At 66.3% G+C, this 16483-nt stretch carries 15 protein-coding genes and 1 tRNA gene; 4 read left to right on the forward strand and 12 right to left on the reverse strand.

All coding sequences use genetic code 11. The features are described 5' to 3' along the window. Positions 1-33: 33 nt before the first annotated feature. Entirely contained in the window at positions 34-345 is a 312-nt protein-coding gene (locus C6A82_RS15795; protein ID WP_105345474.1) for a hypothetical protein, read from the reverse strand. 125 nt (positions 346-470) lie between these two features. On the opposite strand from C6A82_RS15795, the gene C6A82_RS15800 reads away from it, so the two are divergent. Genes C6A82_RS15800 through C6A82_RS15810 form a run of 3 tightly spaced genes read left to right on the forward strand, consistent with a single transcriptional unit; the run spans position 471 to position 2772 of the window. Further along, a complete protein-coding gene (locus C6A82_RS15800) occupies positions 471-1457 on the forward strand; it encodes a YncE family protein (protein WP_396836138.1) in 987 nt (328 codons plus the stop codon). Then, positions 1454-1711, forward strand: a complete 258-nt coding sequence (locus C6A82_RS15805) for a DUF5703 family protein (protein WP_105345472.1) — start codon at positions 1454-1456, stop codon at positions 1709-1711. Before C6A82_RS15800 ends, C6A82_RS15805 begins: the two co-directional genes overlap by 4 nt. Next, positions 1711-2772: a quinone-dependent dihydroorotate dehydrogenase gene (locus C6A82_RS15810; protein WP_199193784.1), complete on the forward strand. Its 1062-nt coding sequence runs from the start codon at positions 1711-1713 to the stop codon at positions 2770-2772. Before C6A82_RS15805 ends, C6A82_RS15810 begins: the two co-directional genes overlap by 1 nt. A gap of 70 nt (positions 2773-2842) precedes the next feature. Here C6A82_RS15810 and C6A82_RS15815 read toward each other — a convergent pair whose 3' ends face one another. Then, on the reverse strand, positions 2843-3373 hold the full coding sequence (locus tag C6A82_RS15815; protein WP_105345469.1) for a YbhB/YbcL family Raf kinase inhibitor-like protein: 531 nt from the start codon (positions 3371-3373) through the stop codon (positions 2843-2845). A gap of 20 nt (positions 3374-3393) precedes the next feature. After that, a complete protein-coding gene (locus tag C6A82_RS15820; RefSeq protein ID WP_233216937.1) occupies positions 3394-4734 on the reverse strand; it encodes a M20/M25/M40 family metallo-hydrolase in 1341 nt (446 codons plus the stop codon). A 75-nt stretch (positions 4735-4809) separates the two neighbouring features. Between C6A82_RS15820 and C6A82_RS15825 the strand changes: the two genes are divergently transcribed. Beyond that, positions 4810-4895: transfer RNA gene (locus C6A82_RS15825), tRNA-Leu, on the forward strand. 836 nt (positions 4896-5731) lie between these two features. On the opposite strand, the gene C6A82_RS15830 is transcribed toward C6A82_RS15825, so the two are convergent. The 9 genes from C6A82_RS15830 to C6A82_RS15870 all read right to left on the reverse strand — a co-directional run bounded on the left by C6A82_RS15830 (position 5732) and on the right by C6A82_RS15870 (position 16411). After that, positions 5732-6229 carry a hypothetical protein gene (locus tag C6A82_RS15830; protein ID WP_233216936.1) on the reverse strand — a complete coding sequence of 166 codons (498 nt, stop codon included), beginning with the start codon at positions 6227-6229 and terminating at the stop codon, positions 5732-5734. A 497-nt stretch (positions 6230-6726) separates the two neighbouring features. Continuing rightward, on the reverse strand, positions 6727-7263 hold the full coding sequence (locus C6A82_RS15835) for a nitroreductase/quinone reductase family protein (RefSeq protein WP_105345464.1): 537 nt from the start codon (positions 7261-7263) through the stop codon (positions 6727-6729). Between the two features lie 16 nt (positions 7264-7279). Continuing rightward, entirely contained in the window at positions 7280-7567 is a 288-nt protein-coding gene (locus C6A82_RS15840; protein ID WP_142405963.1) for a hypothetical protein, read from the reverse strand. Between the two features lie 42 nt (positions 7568-7609). Then, entirely contained in the window at positions 7610-11380 is a 3771-nt protein-coding gene (locus tag C6A82_RS15845) for a bifunctional nitrate reductase/sulfite reductase flavoprotein subunit alpha (protein WP_105345460.1), read from the reverse strand. A 7-nt stretch (positions 11381-11387) separates the two neighbouring features. Continuing rightward, a complete protein-coding gene (locus tag C6A82_RS15850; protein WP_311101377.1) occupies positions 11388-12821 on the reverse strand; it encodes a nitrate/nitrite transporter in 1434 nt (477 codons plus the stop codon). 137 nt (positions 12822-12958) lie between these two features. Beyond that, complete coding sequence (locus tag C6A82_RS15855; RefSeq protein WP_105343858.1) at positions 12959-13351, reverse strand: universal stress protein; 393 nt, start codon at positions 13349-13351, stop codon at positions 12959-12961. Between the two features lie 28 nt (positions 13352-13379). Beyond that, a complete protein-coding gene (locus tag C6A82_RS15860; protein WP_105343859.1) occupies positions 13380-14930 on the reverse strand; it encodes a tripartite tricarboxylate transporter permease in 1551 nt (516 codons plus the stop codon). Beyond that, positions 14931-15455, reverse strand: coding sequence for a tripartite tricarboxylate transporter TctB family protein (locus C6A82_RS15865; protein ID WP_105343861.1), 525 nt, complete (start codon positions 15453-15455; stop codon positions 14931-14933). Continuing rightward, on the reverse strand, positions 15452-16411 hold the full coding sequence (locus tag C6A82_RS15870; protein ID WP_233216856.1) for a tripartite tricarboxylate transporter substrate binding protein: 960 nt from the start codon (positions 16409-16411) through the stop codon (positions 15452-15454). The genes C6A82_RS15865 and C6A82_RS15870 overlap by 4 nt, the downstream gene beginning before the upstream one ends. Between the last annotated feature and the right edge of the window lie 72 nt (positions 16412-16483).

Genomic DNA, 16483 nt, shown 5'->3' on the forward strand with positions numbered 1-16483 from the left:
CGATCACGACGACGACCGTACCGTGAGCGTCGGTCAGCGTGCGGTGCGTGGCACCGGTTGGGCGTTGGCCACGGCGTCGCGAACCGCTGCCACCAGGCTTCGCTCGTCGAACAGGTCGATATCGGTGGCCTTGCGGGTGGCGATGGCCACCACGTCCTCCGCCTGGGGAACCGGCCCTGCGAGGCGCGGCCGGTAGACCTCGATGACGAGTTGTTGATGCTCGACGTGAAAGGAGAAACTGCGTCCCCCGCCGAGCTGGCCGAAACCGCTGGCGTGCAGACCAGTCGAAATGTCTTCGATGGAAAACCCTTTGTCGGCCGAATCACGGCTCGGCGCGAGGCTCATGATCGAACCATACCGCTTACGGCGGCGTGCCTACACTTGCTGTTCGATTGCCGTCCACTTCGCACGCACGAGAGCTACCCGTTGTGACACGTATCAAACGCACAGGTCACCTGGCTTATTGTGGTGTGCTCACCATTCTCGCGTGTGCTGTGACGGCGTGCACATCCGATCAATCCGACGCGCCGCCGACGATCGCCCCAGCACAAGCCGCGGTGTCGCCACCCGTCACGGGCTTTCCCGCCGGGGTGGTCCGACCCATGGCGGGCCACGCGGAGGCCGCCGTATTCGATGCGGCGACCTCGTCGCTCGTGGTTCTCAGCCCCGACAAGGCCGATCACGCCGTCGTCACCGTGATGCCGGAGAAGGGTGGCGGCCGTGCGGTGCCGCTGTCTGCCGCCGCCACGGCGATGACCGGCGACGGCAGCGGCCACGTGTACGTGACGACGCGCGGCGGCTACTTCCGGGTCGATATCGCGCAGGGGCGGGCCGCCCGGGTACCGGTCGACGGCCAGGACGGCACGGATTTCACCGCGATCGCCCGCCGCGCCGACGGCAGGCTGGTCCTGGGCAGCGCCGACGGCGCGGTCTACACGTTGAGTTCCGACACCGCGGTCGGCGCGGAGCTGAAGATCTTCGCCCGCGTCGACAGCCTTGTCACACAGGGCAATACGGCCGTTGTGCTGGACCGCGGGCAAACCTCGGTGACCACCGTCGACCCCACCGGGACCGAGGCGGACCATGCGCTGCGCGCCGGAGAGGGAGCAACCACCATGGCCGCCGACACCGCGGGCCGGGTGTTGGTCGCCGACACCAGAGGCGACGGCCTTCTGGTCTTCGGCACAGACCCGCTGATGCTGCGTCAGCGCTCTCCCGTGCGCGCTGCGCCCTACGGGCTCGCCGGGTCGGCACGGCTGGCGTGGGTGTCACAGACCGCCGCGAATTCGGTGATTGGATACGATCTGGCAACCGGAATTCCCGTGGAGAAGGTGCGATATCCGACCGTGCAGCAGCCGAACTCCCTGGCCTTCGACGAGGCGTCTGGCACGCTGTATGTGGTGTCGGGTACCGGAGCAGGGGTGCAGGCGATCAGAAACGCAGAGGGCGTGCGGTGACTGAGGTACAGCGCGGCCGTATGCCGCCGGGCTGGGACGCTGACCTGTCCGACGAGTACGAATGGGTGCCGTTGCGGCTACCACCCGACCTGACCCGCATCAGCGCCTCCACCCGGCTGTCCATCGAGGCCGAGTACCGCGGCTGGGAACTGACCCGAGTCCGGCTCTACACCGACGGCAGCCGACGGGTGTTGTTGCGCCGCAAGAAGTCCGCCGTCAACACCTCTGCCGCCGCCGATCAGCCCGCGATGTGATGTACCAAGCGGTTCGGCGGGCGTTCTTCCTGGTTCCCGCGGAGCGCATCCACACCTGGGTCTTCCACGGTCTGCGCACGGGCACCGCGCCAGGTGCCACGCAGCGCGCGCTGAAGAGATGGCTGGCACCCCATGACCCCGTGCTCGCGAGCACAGTATTCGGCGCCCGATTCCCCGCGCCGATGGGGCTGGCCGCCGGCTTCGACAAGAACGGCGCAGGTCTGACTGCCTGGGGCGCGCTCGGTTTCGGGTACGCCGAGGTCGGCACGGTCACCGCGCAGCCCCAGCCGGGCAATCCCCCACCGCGACTGTTCCGGTTGCCCGACGACCGGGCGCTGCTCAACCGGCTGGGCTTCAACAACGACGGCGCGGGCCGACTCGCACGGCGGCTGGCCGAGCACACGCCCGACGTGCCGATCGGGGTCAATATCGGAAAGACCAAGGTGGTGCCCGCCGAGAAGGCCGTCGACGACTACCGGGAAAGCGCCCGGCTGGTCGGCTCGCTGGCGACATACCTGGTCGTCAATGTCAGCTCGCCGAACACCCCGGGCCTGCGCGACCTGCAGGCCGTCGAATCGTTGCGGCCCATCCTTGTCGCGGTTCGGGAAGAGACCGCCACCCCGGTGCTGGTCAAGATCGCGCCGGATTTGTCCGACTCCGATATCGACGAGATCGCCGATTTGGCGGTCGAATTGGGCCTCGCCGGGATCGTCGCGACCAACACCACGGTGTCCCGCGCGGGTCTGGCGACGCCGGGGGCGGCCGAGCTCGGGCCCGGGGGAATCTCGGGCCCTCCGCTCGCGCGGCGGTCGGCCGAGGTGTTGCGCCGGCTGTACACCCGCGTGGGCGACCGGCTCGTGCTGATCAGCGTCGGCGGCATCGAGACCCCCGACGACGCGTGGGAGCGCATCACCGCCGGCGCCTCCCTGCTGCAGGGCTACACCGGGTTCATCTACGGCGGTGGCCTGTGGGCCAAGCACATTCACGACGGCATCGCGCGCCGTCTGCACGACGGCGGGTTCTCGTCGCTGAGCGAGGCCGTCGGCTCAGCCGCGCGCTAGCTCGAGCGCACATCCTTGTACGGAAATGGCGGCCGAAACCGGCCAACAGTGAGCGCTCGCCAGTGGCTCGCTAGTTCTGCTCATAGGTGCCGTGGATGATCGCCCGTGCGATCGCCTGCTGGAACAGGTTGAAACCCAGGAAGGCGGGGGTCGCCCCCTCGGGCAGATCAAGCTTCTCGGTGCCGACGGCGTGCACCACGACGTAGTAGCGGTGAACTCCGTGTCCCGGCGGCGGCGCGGCTCCGATGAAACGCTTCTGGCCGGCGTCGTTGGCCAAAGTCACTGCGCCGCCGGGCAACTCGCTGCCATCGCCGGCACCTGCGGACAGCTCGGTGACACTCGCCGGCAGGTCGGCAACGGCCCAGTGCCAGAAGCCGGACGCCGTCGGCGCATCGGGGTCGTAGACGGTGACGGCGAAACTCCTCGTCTCCTCGGGAAAGCCCGACCAACTCAACTGCGGCGAGACGTCCTCGCCGCCGGCCCCCATGATGCCGCTGACCTGGTCGTTTCCCCAGGCGCCGCCGTCGGTGAACGACTCGGAGGTCACTGTGAAGGTCGGCAGCTTCGGGAGATGGTCGTAGGTGTTGTACGGAAATGCCATCGGTGGTCCCTTTCGTGTGGTCAGCAGTGCAGCAGAAATTCTTCGAGAACCCGGGCGCCGAATGTCAGCGCATCAACGGGTACCCGCTCGTCGACGCCGTGGAACAGCGCGGCGAAGTCGAGGTCGGGCGGCAGCTTCAGCGGCGCGAACCCGAAGCACCGAATCCCCAGCGTGGCGAAGTGTTTCGCGTCCGTTCCGCCCGAGAGCATGTAGGGCACCGTGCGGGCGTCGGGGTCGGCGGTCAGCAGCGCGTTGTTCATCGCGTCGAGAAGTTCGCCGTCGAAACTCGTTTCGTAGGCGGGCAGGTCGGTGATCCACTCGCGGCTCACGTCGGGGCCGATGATCTCGTCGACCTCGCGTTCGAAGGCGGCCATCCTGCCGGGCAGCACGCGGCAGTCGACCACCGCCTCCGCGGTCGCGGGGATGACATTGGCCTTGTAACCGGCCTTGAGCATCGTCGGGTTGGCGGTGTCGCGCAGTGTCGCACCGACGATCCGGGCGATCGGCCCGAGCTTGACGATGGCACCCTCGATGTCGGGCGATTTCACGTCGAAGGTGTAGCCGGTCTCCTCGGCGACGGCCGACAGGAACTGTTCGACGGAGTCGGTCAACACGATCGGGAACTGATGGCGGCCAAGCCTCGCCGTCGCCTCCGCGACGGCGGTCACGGCGTTGTTGTCGTGGACCATCGAGCCGTGGCCAGCGCGCCCGCGCGCGGTCAGCCGCATCCACTTCATGGCCTTCTCGGCGGTCTCGATCAGGTAGAGGGTGCGCTCCCCGCCCTCGCGCCGCGGGATGGTCAGCGAGAACCCGCCGACCTCGCCGACCGCCTCGGTCACGCCTTCGAACAGGTCGGGCCGGTTGTCGACCAGCCACTTGCACCCGTACTTGCCGCCCGCCTCCTCGTCGGACACGAAGGCGAACACCAGGTCGCGCGGCGGGACGGTGCCCGAGCGCTTGAACGCGCGGGCGACCGCGATCATCATGCCGACCATGTCCTTCATGTCGACGGCGCCGCGGCCCCATACGTAGCCGTCTTCGAGCGCACCGGAGAACGGGTGCACGCTCCAGTCCGACGCCTCGGCGGGCACCACATCGAGATGCCCGTGCAGCATCAGGGCGCCCCGCGAGGAGTCGCCGCCCTTCAGCCGGGTGAAGACGTTGGCCCGACCGGGCGCGCCCGCTTCGATGTACTCGGTCTCGTAGCCGACCTCTTCGAGCTGCTCGACCACCCAGCGGGCGCATTCCGCCTCGCCCTTGGTGGTTTCGAGCTCGCCGGTGTTGGAGGTGTCGAACCTGATCAGCGCGCGGACGAGGTCGACCACCTCGTCGGCTGCGTCGAGGGGTTGGCTCACAGTCACCTTGTCTACCACCTGCCCTGCTGGCGAGTTTGAGCCTGGGCTTGTCGATCCGATAGCCTTAGCTGCCCAGAGCAGGTCCGAGTGGCGGAATGGCAGACGCGCTAGCTTGAGGTGCTAGTGCCCTATTAACGGGCGTGGGGGTTCAAGTCCCCCCTCGGACACACAATTACTTAGCCACATCGAGGCGGTTAAACAACGCTTTTCCTCCGCTTACGGCGGCGGTCCGTAGGTGCTCAGGACACGCTTTGGACGCTATCGGCCGAAATCGTTGCGCCCAGACTGACGACCACCGCATCAAGGTCGCTGCGAACAAGTCCGCATAGATCTACGAGGTGACGCCGGGGTCCTTGTTGCCGAGCATCCGCGACACCGCAATGGCATTCGCGCCCGAGCTGACAGCCAGACTCGCGCATGTGAGCCGAAGATCGCCCGGCGTGATTGTCTGCACCTGAGCGCGCTCGACCGGCCAATCGAACCACCCTGTTGAGTCGTAGCTCGGACGCTTTAGATACCCGCCGCTGCGTGCTGGGAACAACAAATCGCTCGTCGAGCGGTCCTCGCACGGCGCCGCCAGCCGAGACAGCACCGATGCCGCTACCGGCCACCGTCCGACTCTGCTTACCCTTCGTCTGCCCCCTGAAAGTGCCCAACCTGGACAGCGTTGCGGGGCAACGAAATACGGCGCTTCGAAAACTCGATGTCAGCGACTGTCAGGGCGATCGACTCACCCCACCGCAACCCGGTAAACGCAAGGGACTAGCTCGGGGGCCGCATGTTTCGTCTGAAGATCTTTGTTGGTCGCCGGGTTCTTTCTTCCTTTCTGCCCGACGGCCAGAAGAAAAGGAGCGCGGCGCTGCCCGTCCCGTGGGCCGGGCAGCATTTCTGGTCCGCAGCCCGGCCCACGCTCCAGACGGGAATGCGTGGGGCAGAGTCACTAGTCGGACCGGCCCGCCGGTCCTTCACGCACCGGCGGGCCGCCCATTTCAAGATGCCGTGGCTAGGGCTTGTCGGGATTGCCAGGATTAGGGTTTGATTTACCCGGATTCGCTTCGTCGTGAATCTCGTACCCATAGCCCGGTCCCTGGTTATCCCGTGCCTGCTCTCGGACGTACTCGCCACGGCTGACACCACCCGGATAACATGAGGTCAGGTTGCAGAGTTTAACCTCCTGCCCCCAGTTATCGGGCGGTGTGTTCTCATCGGCAGTTGCCGTCGGAGCCGCGAGCAACAGCCCGAAGCCCACAGCAGCGCCGCCCAGAACACCGATGGCCGTTTTCTTGATTTCCATAGTTCCTCCTGATTGATTTGATTCCCCCTGACCTGTGATCCGCGGTACCAATTCGTTTGCATGATCAAACTTCTTAAACGCGCAAATATTTACGGAGGCAACAATTTGGCGGGGCAGGCACTCGCTGGCTACAGCCGCTGTGCTGTGGTTTTGCGGGGTTACACCGTGCCCGGCGTCCGGGTCAAAATCCGCACTTTGCCGGGCCATCGAGGCAAGTGCAGTACGTGTTGAGCGGCGGCCCGTACACCACGGCATCGCAAATTCGGCGATGCCAGAGTGTCGCCAGGAAATCTACAATGTCCTGCTGTCAGGACAACTTCACCATGCTTCCACCAGAAAACGCGGAATCTTCTACCTCAAGGGCTGCAGGCTGCGTTCCGGGCGGCACGTCAAAGGGCACCTTACTGCAAGGCTGAAACCTGGATTTGACTCGATAACCATGGAGCCTTCCGGATTCACGGAAATTGCAGCCATGCTATCGGCGGAGTACTCCCGACCGTTTGTGTCAATCAGCTCCTGATTCTGCACGAAGAACGACTGTGGGCTCGTGCCGGTGCTGGTCACGGTCATGTTCGCGATGACCCACAGGGCCGCGGGGCTGAGGGTTGTAGTAGATCGCGCTGGTTCCTGCTTCGACGCTGCCAATGACAAAGTCCCAACCCGCCATCGGCGACGTGTGCGGTCCCCTGTCCAATCGAAATTCGTCAGGCTGGCGACAATCGCATCACTGGAATGGTTCGATCGCCGCTGCGCTTTTCATGCAACGCGAACACCCCGGCGAGCCGATCCTTCGCCAGTTCGTACAACCGGTCGCGATCCGCCCCGTGGACCTCACGTGCGATGAAACGACCACCGCGCGGTCCGATGTGCAACTCGCACTCAGGATGGGCGCGAACGTTGTGGTACCAGGCGGGGTGCCGCGAACCTCCGTAGTTCGACGCGATCAAAACCACGTCATCCCCGTCGGTGAAGTAGGCGAGCGGAACGTCACGACGTTCGCCACTCCGAGCGCCGACCGATGTCAACACCACCACCGGCAACGTGGGGCTTAGCGTCAATCGACCGCGCGTCACCTTCATCACCGTCGGCTCGAACGGCATCGCCACGCGCCGCAAGATCGCTAGCGCGGGCTTGCTGGCAGCGATCCCACCGCCCATCCACCACTGCAGCCTGCGTCGCCACGGGCCGCGCGTCTGCAGATCCACGCGGCGAATGCCGTTGATCGTGTCGTCGCTGGACATGATGGCCGCAGAGTCCTTACTCCGAAACCACCAATTCGCCGTCGGGCGATACACAGGTCAATACGATCGGCTTCACGTCGACGGTGCCGCTGTAGCAGTCGTAGTTCTCGATGGCCTGGAACTTGGCGCCCTGCCAGTCGTAGACGTCCACCAACCAGGCGTCCCCGCACGCGACGTTCTTCGCGTCGATCCGGTAGCCGCCGTAAATCGGGCACGACTCGAAGCCGGGGATCGCGCTCGCGATCGGCGCGCAGACGATCGCAGGCCCGATGGCCGCCGCCGCGGCGGCAAACAAGATGCGCATGCGCAATAGTGACATGCCCGACGAATGTGCGCTGGTAAAACGTCAATACACGTCGCGCACGTAGCGCTTGTCGGCTACCAGTTCGCGCTTGTAGTGGTGTGCGGCCTCTTCCGACATCCGGCCGTAGGTCTTGATGATCGACGTCAGGACCGCGTCGACGTCACGTGCCATTCGGGCGGCGTCGCCGCACACGTAGAAGTGCGCGCCATCGTTCAGCCAGCGCCAGAGGTCGGCACCGTAGTCGAGCATCTTGTGCTGTACGTAGACCCGGTCGGCCTGGTCCCGAGAGAAGGCGAGATCCAGCCGGTTGAGGAAGCCGTCGCCGACCATGTCCTCGAGATCGTCCCGGTAGTAATAGTTTTCGCTGCGCCGCTGTTCACCGAAGAACAGCCAGTTGCGGCCGGAGTGCCCCAGGGCGCGACGCTCCTGCAGGAACCCGCGAAACGGCGCGATCCCGGTGCCCGGCCCGATCATGATCATCGGGGTGTCGGGGTCGCGCGGGGGACGGAAATGCGGAGACCGTTGCAGGAACACCGGCACCGGCGCTGCCCCCGCGCGGTCGGCGAGATATGTCGAGCACACGCCGCCACGCAGGGCCCCGCGGCGACCGCGGTAGCGCACAACCGACACCGTCAACTGCACCTCGTGCGGGCTGACCAGCGGGCTCGACGAGATCGAGTAGTTCCTCGGCGTCAGCCGCACCAGTACGTTCTGCCACCGCGACGGCTCGGCACGCACACTGAACTCCTCGACGATGTCCAACCCGTTGCGGCCCGCCAGCCACTTCTTGAGCCGGTCCGACGGGGCAAGGAGCGCCTTCGCGGCCCTGCGGTCGGCGCAGTTCTCGGCGACGAATCGCAGCAGATCCGGTGTGACACGGCAGATGTCGTAGCAACCGGTCAACGCGTCACGCAGCGACCGGTGCATGCCGTCGACCTCGACGCTCTCCTCCCCGTGCAGGCCGGTCGCCGCGAGCCATGCGTCGACGACGTCGCGGCCGTTCGTCCCGCACACGCCCAGCGAGTCGCCGACGGAGTAGTCAACGCCGAACTCGGAGATGTCGAATCCGAACTGCCGCACTTCTTTTGCCGCCATCGGCGCGGTCAGCACCGAGTTGCGGCACAGCTTGGCGAGGACCGGATCGGCCCGCGTGAACGGTTCGTCGGCGACGGTGTTCGGCAGCCCGACCACGCCGAGCGCGTCGGCCACATCGTCGGCCCACTTCGACATCGGCCCGTTGTCGTAGGCTTCGCACTCGGCACGGTCCAGCAGTTTGGACGCGCCGAGCGCGGCCAGCCTGCCGTCGATCGATTTCGCGTACCCGCAGAAGTCGGCATACGACCGGTCCCCGATCCCCAGCACGGCATATCGGACACCGTCGAGGGCGGGCGCATCGGGGGCACCGAGTCGGTCCCAGAATCCGGCGCCGTTGTCGGGCGGCCCGCCGTCGCCGAACGTACTGGTGACGATCAGCACGTCACGGGCCGACGCCAGCCGCGACAGCGGCACGTCGTCCATGTTGACCAGGTGCGATTCGCCGAGCCTGCGGGCCAGCCGGGCCGCGAAGTCCTCCGCGGTGCCGGTCTGCGACGCCCACAGCACGAGCGGGCCGGCCCCCTCGTCGACGACGGTGTGCACGGTGCGGACCGGTACCGGGCCGACAGGGCTGACGCGCACCGCGCACGCCTTGAACTCGGGTTGCAGGGAGTCGGGGTCGACGGCGTCGTTGGTGACCGCGTTGACCGTCAGATGCTCGCCGTGCTCGTCGTTCCAGTGGAATGGCGCGAAGCAGTTTCCCGGTCGCACCCGCTCGGTCACCACGGCGGGCAGCACCGCCCGGCCGCGGCGCGACGCCAGCTCGACCTGTTGGCCGTCGGCGATACCCATCGCGGCCGCGTCCGTCGGATGCAGCTCGACGAACGGTCCGTTGTCGAGGCGGGTGAGTTTGGCGACCCGGCCAGTCTTGGTCATGGTGTGCCACTGGTGCTGCAGCCGGCCGGTGTTGAGCAGCAACGGGTAGTCGTCGTCGGGCAGTTCGCGCGGTTCCATGTGGGGCCGCGCGTGAAACACCGCTTTGCGCGAGGGGGTGGGAAACGCCAGCCGCGGCCGGTGCCCGTCAGCGTCGACGAAAAGATCCTGGCTGATTCCGTCGTTGAGGTACCGGATCGGGTGCCGGTCGGCGTCGTCGTCGGGTGGGCACGGCCACTGCAGGGGTGTGCGCCGGAGCCGGGAGTACGTCACGCCGCGCAGGTCGTATCCGGTAACCGGATTGGAGAACCGGCGGATCTCCTCGAAAACCTCTTCGCTGGAGGAGAAGTCGAAGTGCTCGCCGAACCCGAGGTGCTCGGCGACCTGGCAGATCAGCTGCCAGTCCGGCCGCGCCTGCCCGGCAGGCGGGATGGCCGCCTGCAGCAGGGTGAGATTGCGTTCCGAGTTGACCATCACCGCGTCGGTCTCGGCCCACAGCGCGGCGGGCAGCACGATGTCGGCGTAGCGGTTGGTTGCCGTGGCCTCGTACGCGTCCTGGGTGATCACCAGCTCGGCGGCTTGCAGGCCTGTGACGACGGTGCGCCGGTTGGCCACGGTGGCAACGGGATTGGTGCAGATGATCCAGCACGCCTTGATGTCGCCAGCGGCGAGCCGTTCGAACATCGCGACGGTGCCTGGACCGACGTCGTCGCGGATCGTTCCCGCCGGCAGCCCCCACTGCTGCTCGACGAAGCCGCGGTCGGCGGCTGACACCACCGACCGTTGGCCGGGCAGTCCCGGTCCCATGTAACCCATTTCGCGGCCGCCCATCGCGTTGGGCTGGCCCGTCAGCGACATCGGGCCGCTGCCTGGGCGACAGATCGCACCGGTGGCCAGGTGCAGGTTGCAGATGGCGTTGGTGTTCCAGGTGCCGTGTGTGCTCTGGTTCAGTCCCATCGTCCAGCAGCTCAGCCATTCCCCCGCGTCGGCGATCATGCGTGCCGCGGCGCGGATGTCGGCCTCGGGAATGCCCGTGATAGCAGAGACCCGCTGCGGCGGGTAGTCGGCGAGGAATTCGGGCATGTCGGCCCAGCCGTCGGTGTGCTCGGCGATGAAATCCGCGTCCATGTCGCCGTTTTCGACGAGCAGGTGCAGGAGGCCGTTCAACAGGGCGAGGTCGGTGCCGGGCTTGATCTGCAGGTAGAGGTCCGCCCGCCTAGCGGTCTCTGTGCGCCGCGGGTCGACGACGATCAGTTTGGCGCCTGCCTTCATCCGGTCCGCCATCCGCAGGAACAGGATCGGGTGGCAGTCGGCCATGTTGGAGCCGATCACGAAGAACAGGTCGGTGTGCTCGAAGTCGGTGTAGGAACCGGGTGGGCCGTCGGCGCCGAGCGACTGTTTGAAACCGGTGCCCGCGCTGGCCATGCACAGCCGCGAATTCGATTCGATGTGCACGGTGCGCAGAAAGCCCTTGGCCAGCTTGTTGGCCAGATACTGCGCCTCGATGGACATCTGGCCGGACACGTACAGCGCCACGGCGTCGGGACCGTGCTCGTCGACGATCGCGCGCAGCCGCCTGCCCGCCTCGGCGACGGCATCGTCGACCGGAACGGGCACCGGTTCGTCGTCACGCGACGGCCGCAGCAGCGCCGATCTCAGGCGTCCGTCGTCGGCGGCCATCATTTCGGCGTGCGTCGCGCCCTTCGTGCACAGCCTGCCGAAGTTGGCCGGGTGCAGCCTGTCTCCCGACACCTTGGCGATCACGGCGGCGCCGCCCGTCTCGGTCGTGACCTCGATGCCGCAGCCGACGCCACAGTAGGAGCAGGCCGTGCGGGTGACCGTCATCGACTGGTCATCCCGCGGGCGCGGGAACCGGGCCTGCGAGCTCGCCCGCCCCGGTCCTCGCGTGCCGCATCCGAAGGAACACCGCCCATGTCACGACGGCGCAGACGACGTAGAAGGCGAGAAAAATCCAGAACGCATTGGTCGCGGATTTGGCCTCGCCGACGTAGGAGGCGCGCAGCACGACGTTGATGAACACGCCGCCGAGCGCACCGATTGCGCCCGCGAAACCGATCAGCGCACCCGACATGCTGCGCGACCAGACGGCTTTCTCGTCGCGGCTCCATTCGTCCCGGCTCTGTGCCTTCGCCTCGAAGATCGACGGGATCATCTTGTAGGTCGAGCCGTTACCGATGCCCGAAAGTATGAACAGCAGGATGAAGCCGGTCACATAGCCGGTCATCTGACCACCGGTCGGCGCGGACGGCGCACCGTCGTCAACCATTCCGGTGGCGACGAGGATTCCCGCGGCGAAGATCATCGCGATGAAGGTGTACATGGTGACCTTGCCGCCGCCGATCCGGTCGGACAGCTTGCCGCCGTACGGGCGGGCTATCGAGCCGAGCAGCGGCCCGACGAACGCGATCTGCGCGGCGTGCAGCGCTGCCTGCGCCGGGCTGTCGCCGCCTGCGAGGAAGTTGATCTGCAGGACCTGGCCGAATGCGAAGGAGAACCCGATGAACGATCCGAACGTGCCGATGTAGAGGAAGCTCATCACCCAGGAGTCGCGAAACCGCAGGGCCTCCGTCATCGCGCCGAGGTTGGACCGCTGGTTACCCAGGTTGTCCATGAACAGCGCTGCGCAGAGCGCCGCCATCGCGATCGCGACAAGGTAGATGGCGCAGACGATCTCGGCTGCGGTGTTGCTGACGGTCGCGATGACCAGGAGGCCGACCAGCTGGATGACGGGCACGCCGATGTTGCCGCCGCCTGCGTTCAGGCCCAGCGCCCAACCCTTCAGCCGCTGCGGGTAGAACCCGTTGATGTTCGTCATCGACGACGCGAAGTTTCCGCCGCCGACGCCCGCGAACGCGGCCACGATCATGAACGTCGTGTACGACGAGTCGGGCCGCTTCATCACCCACAGCGTCAACAGCGTCGGCACCAGGAGCAGCAGCGCGCTGACGATCGTCCAGTCCCGTCCGCCGAACCTCGCGGGTGCGACGGTGTAGGGGATCCGCATGGCGGCGCCGACAAGCGTGGGCAGCGCCACCAGATAGAACTTTCCGGCCGGGTCGATGTGGTAGGTGGTCTGCGGCATGAACAGAACCATCACCGACCAGATCGACCAGACCGAGAAGCCGACGTGCTCGGCGAAGATCGAGAACACGAGGTTGCGTTTGGCTACTACTTTTCCCGGGGTGGAACCCCGGGTGCCCTCCCAGGCCTCGACGTCCTCGGCGTCCCAGTGCTCGATGTTGTGGTCTCGGCGCAGTGTCTTCACGGGATCCAGGCTCACGCGAAGCCATTCCGCATCGATTGCCCGGTCGTGTCCGCAGCGTCAACACCCGCTCACTTGGCCGATGTGGCCGCATGCGCGCAGGACGAAACGCGACCGAAACAAACGTGACCTAAGCCACGTCAGGCCTCGTGCGGTTTGACCGCGAGCACCGGCTTCGGGCATTCCAACAGCAACTGCTGCGCGACGCTGCCGAGCAGCAGCTTGCCCACCGGGTTGCGGTGGCGGATGCCGATCACCAGCAGGTCGGCGTCACCGCGTTCCATGGTCTTCAGCAACTCGTCGACGGCGTCCACCCCCACAGGCTGGCTGAGCTCGTATTCGACCCCGCAGTTCGCCAGCCGCTCCTCGATGTCGTGCACCTCGGTGGGCTGGGCGAACCTGGCGTCGACGTAGGCGTCACCGGCGGTCGAATTGATCACGCGCAGCGAGGTGCCGCGCAGCTTCGCCTCGGCGATGCCGTGTTCGAGAGCCGCCCGCCCGTACGGGTCCGCGCTGTATCCCACGACGATCATGTCTGCTCCTCACGCAAGCGTTCGTCGGTCATGACTTGGCCGCCTTCTCCTGCATGTCGCGGTCGTCCTCGACGACCAGCAATGTTTCCTCGCTGCGGTGCATCAGCCGTAAAATCAGCGGTAGCAGCAGCAGGATCGCCATCAGCACATAGGTGATGATCGCGACGGGTTCGGTGAACAGCCCGATCCAGTTGCCATCGGCGAGCTGGAGGGACTGCCGCAGCTGGCGTTCGATCCGCGGCCCCAGGATGACACCGATGATCAGCGGCAGCACCGGCAGTCCGAAGCGCCGCATCATCAATCCGAGCAGTCCGAAGACCAGCAGCAGCGCGAGGTCGAGCGGCTGAAGGTTGACCGCGAGCGCGCCGAGCGCGGCGAAGAACAGGATGCCTGCGTACAGGTACGGGCGCGGCGTCTGCAAGAGCTTGGCCCACAGCGGTGCGAGCGGGAGGTTGAGCACCAGCAGCAGGAAGTTGCCGATGAACAGGCTGGCGATCAGCGTCCAGATCAGCAGCGGCTCCTTCTCGAACAGCGTCGGTCCCGGCTGGATGCCGTAGGACACGAACGCGGTCAGCATCACCGCCGCGGTGGCGTTGGTCGGCAGGCCCAGCGACAGCATCGGCACCAAAGTGCCTGCGGCCGAGGCGTTGTTGGCGGCCTCCGGCCCGGCGACGCCTTCGATCGCGCCCTTGCCGAACTCAGCATCGTGTCCGGTGCGCTTGGCGAGTCGCTTCTCGGTTATGTACGACAAGAACGTCGGTAGCTCCGCGCCGCCGGCGGGCAGTGCGCCGAACGGAAAACCGAACGCGGTGCCGCGCAGCCACGGCTTCCATGACCGCTTCCAGTCGGCGCGTGCCATCCAGGGCCTGCCGACGGGGATGACGTCGGCAGGACGGCGGCGCAGATGCGCGGCCACCCAGAGCGCCTCCCCGACCGCGAAGATCGCGACCGCGATCACCACGATGTCGATTCCGTCCGACAACAGTGGCACGCCGAATGTGGCTCGCGGCTGCCCGGTGAGGAAGTCGATGCCGACGACGCCGATGGCCAGACCGAGGAAGAGCGAGATCGCGCCGCGCAGTTTGGAGGCCCCGAGGACGGCGGTGACAGCGACCAGAGCGAACAGCATGATCGCCAGATACGACGGAGCGCCAAGCGTCACAGCGAATCTCGAGATCGGCGGGGCGAAGGCCGCTAACAGCACGGTGCCGATCGCGCCTGCGACGAACGACCCGATCGCCGCCGTCGCCAGCGCCTGCGCGGCCCGGCCCGCCTTGGCCATCTTGTTGCCCTCGATCGCGGTGATGACCGACGACGACTCCCCTGGCGTGTTCAGCAGGATGGAGGTTGTCGACCCGCCGTACATGCCGCCGTAGAAGATCCCGGCGAACATGATGAACGCCGCACTCGGGGGGACGTTGTAGGTGACGGGCAGCAGCAATGCCACGGTCATGGCGGGCCCGATGCCCGGTAGCACACCAACGGCGGTGCCGAGGAGTACCCCGATGACCGCGTAGAGCAGGTTCATCGGTGTCGCGGCCTCGCTGAGGCCCTGAAGAAACCAGTCGAAATTGTTCATTTACAGGATCCCGTCCAGAACGCCTGCGGGCAGCGGGATTCCGAGCCCGGAGTAGAACCCATAGAAGCTGACCAGCGCCAGCACCAGACCGATCGCGATGTTGCGGACGTAGTGCCTGCTGCCGAGAATGGTTGCCGCGGCGGCGAAGAAGAGTGTGCTCGTTATCACCCAGCCGACCGGATTGACGAGCAGTATCAGCGCGACGAACAGCGCGACGAGCAGTCCGACGGTGCGCCAGTCCCCCGGCATGTTCGGGTCGACGTCCTCGCCCGCATCGGCCTCGCCGACCGAACCGCGGGGAATGGCCACGGCGAGGATGACCGCCAGCACGATGAGGATGACGCCGATAACTATCGGGAAGAGTTTCGGCCCAACGGGATCCACCTTGGCGAAGGCCGCCTCGAGCGTCACCGCGTCATAGATGATGAACGCCCCGACCAGGACGAGGACGACACATACCAGGTACTGCGCCTTGTCCACGGTCCTGGTGACCGCGTTCTCCCGCGGCTCTTCTGTCGTTGTCATAGCAGCCCCAATTCGCTGAGCGTCGAGGAGACGCGCTGGTCCTGGTCTTTGAGGAACTGTTCGAACTCTGCACCGGTCACGAATGCATCGGTCCAGCCGTTCTTCACCAGCGCCTCCTTCCACCCCTGCGTGCCGTGCAGTTCCTCGAGGACCTTGACCATCGCCTGCTTGGCATCGTCGGAAATGCCCGGCGGCGCAAGGACTCCGCGCCAGTTGGCGAATGCCAAGTTGATGCCGGCCTCCTTCAAGGTCGGCGCGTCGATGCCCTCGACCCGTTTCTCACTGGACACCGCGAGCACCCGAAGTTGACCGGCTTCGATCTGGTCGGACAACTCACCTGGACTGGACGTGCCGACCGCGATCTTCTTGCCCAGTAGCGCGGTCAACAGATCGCCGCCGCCGTCGTAGGTGACGAAGTTGACGGCCTTGGGGTCGACGCCGACCGCCCTGGCGGTCTCCATCGGGAACAGGTGGTCGGGCCCGCCGGGCGAGGAACCGCCGCCGATCGTCACCTTCGACGGATCGGCCTTCCACGCCTTGACGAAGTCGCCAACCGTTTTGAACGGTGAGTCGGTAGGCACGAAGATGGCGCCGGGATCCTCGATCAGTTTGGCGATGGCCGTCGCATCCGATGCCTTGATCTTCGATCCGTTGGTGTAGGTCGCGCCGACCACGCCCAGCCCCATCGTCATCATCAGGTCGTTGTTGCCCTTTTCGTTCATCAGACGCGCCATGGCAACGGTCCCGCCTGCGCCGATGACGTTGAAGACCTCGACGCGGCCGGTGATGTCGTCGTCCTCCATGATCTTGACCGCGGTGCGGGCGGTGAGGTCGTAGCCGCCGCCCGGGCTGTTCGGCACCATCATGCGCAGCCGGTGGAAGCCCTTCTCCTCACCCCCGCCGGTGACACCGCAGCTGCTGACCAGCAGTGCGGCGATGACAGCGATGACCAACACCGCCGTTTTCCGAGTGCACTTCACGTCGTCCCCAATCACGTCAGGTGTGATGCTCAGCAATACTGGACCCCA

This window comes from Mycobacterium sp. ITM-2016-00318, assembly GCF_002968285.2.
Taxonomy (GTDB): Bacteria; Actinomycetota; Actinomycetes; order Mycobacteriales; family Mycobacteriaceae; genus Mycobacterium.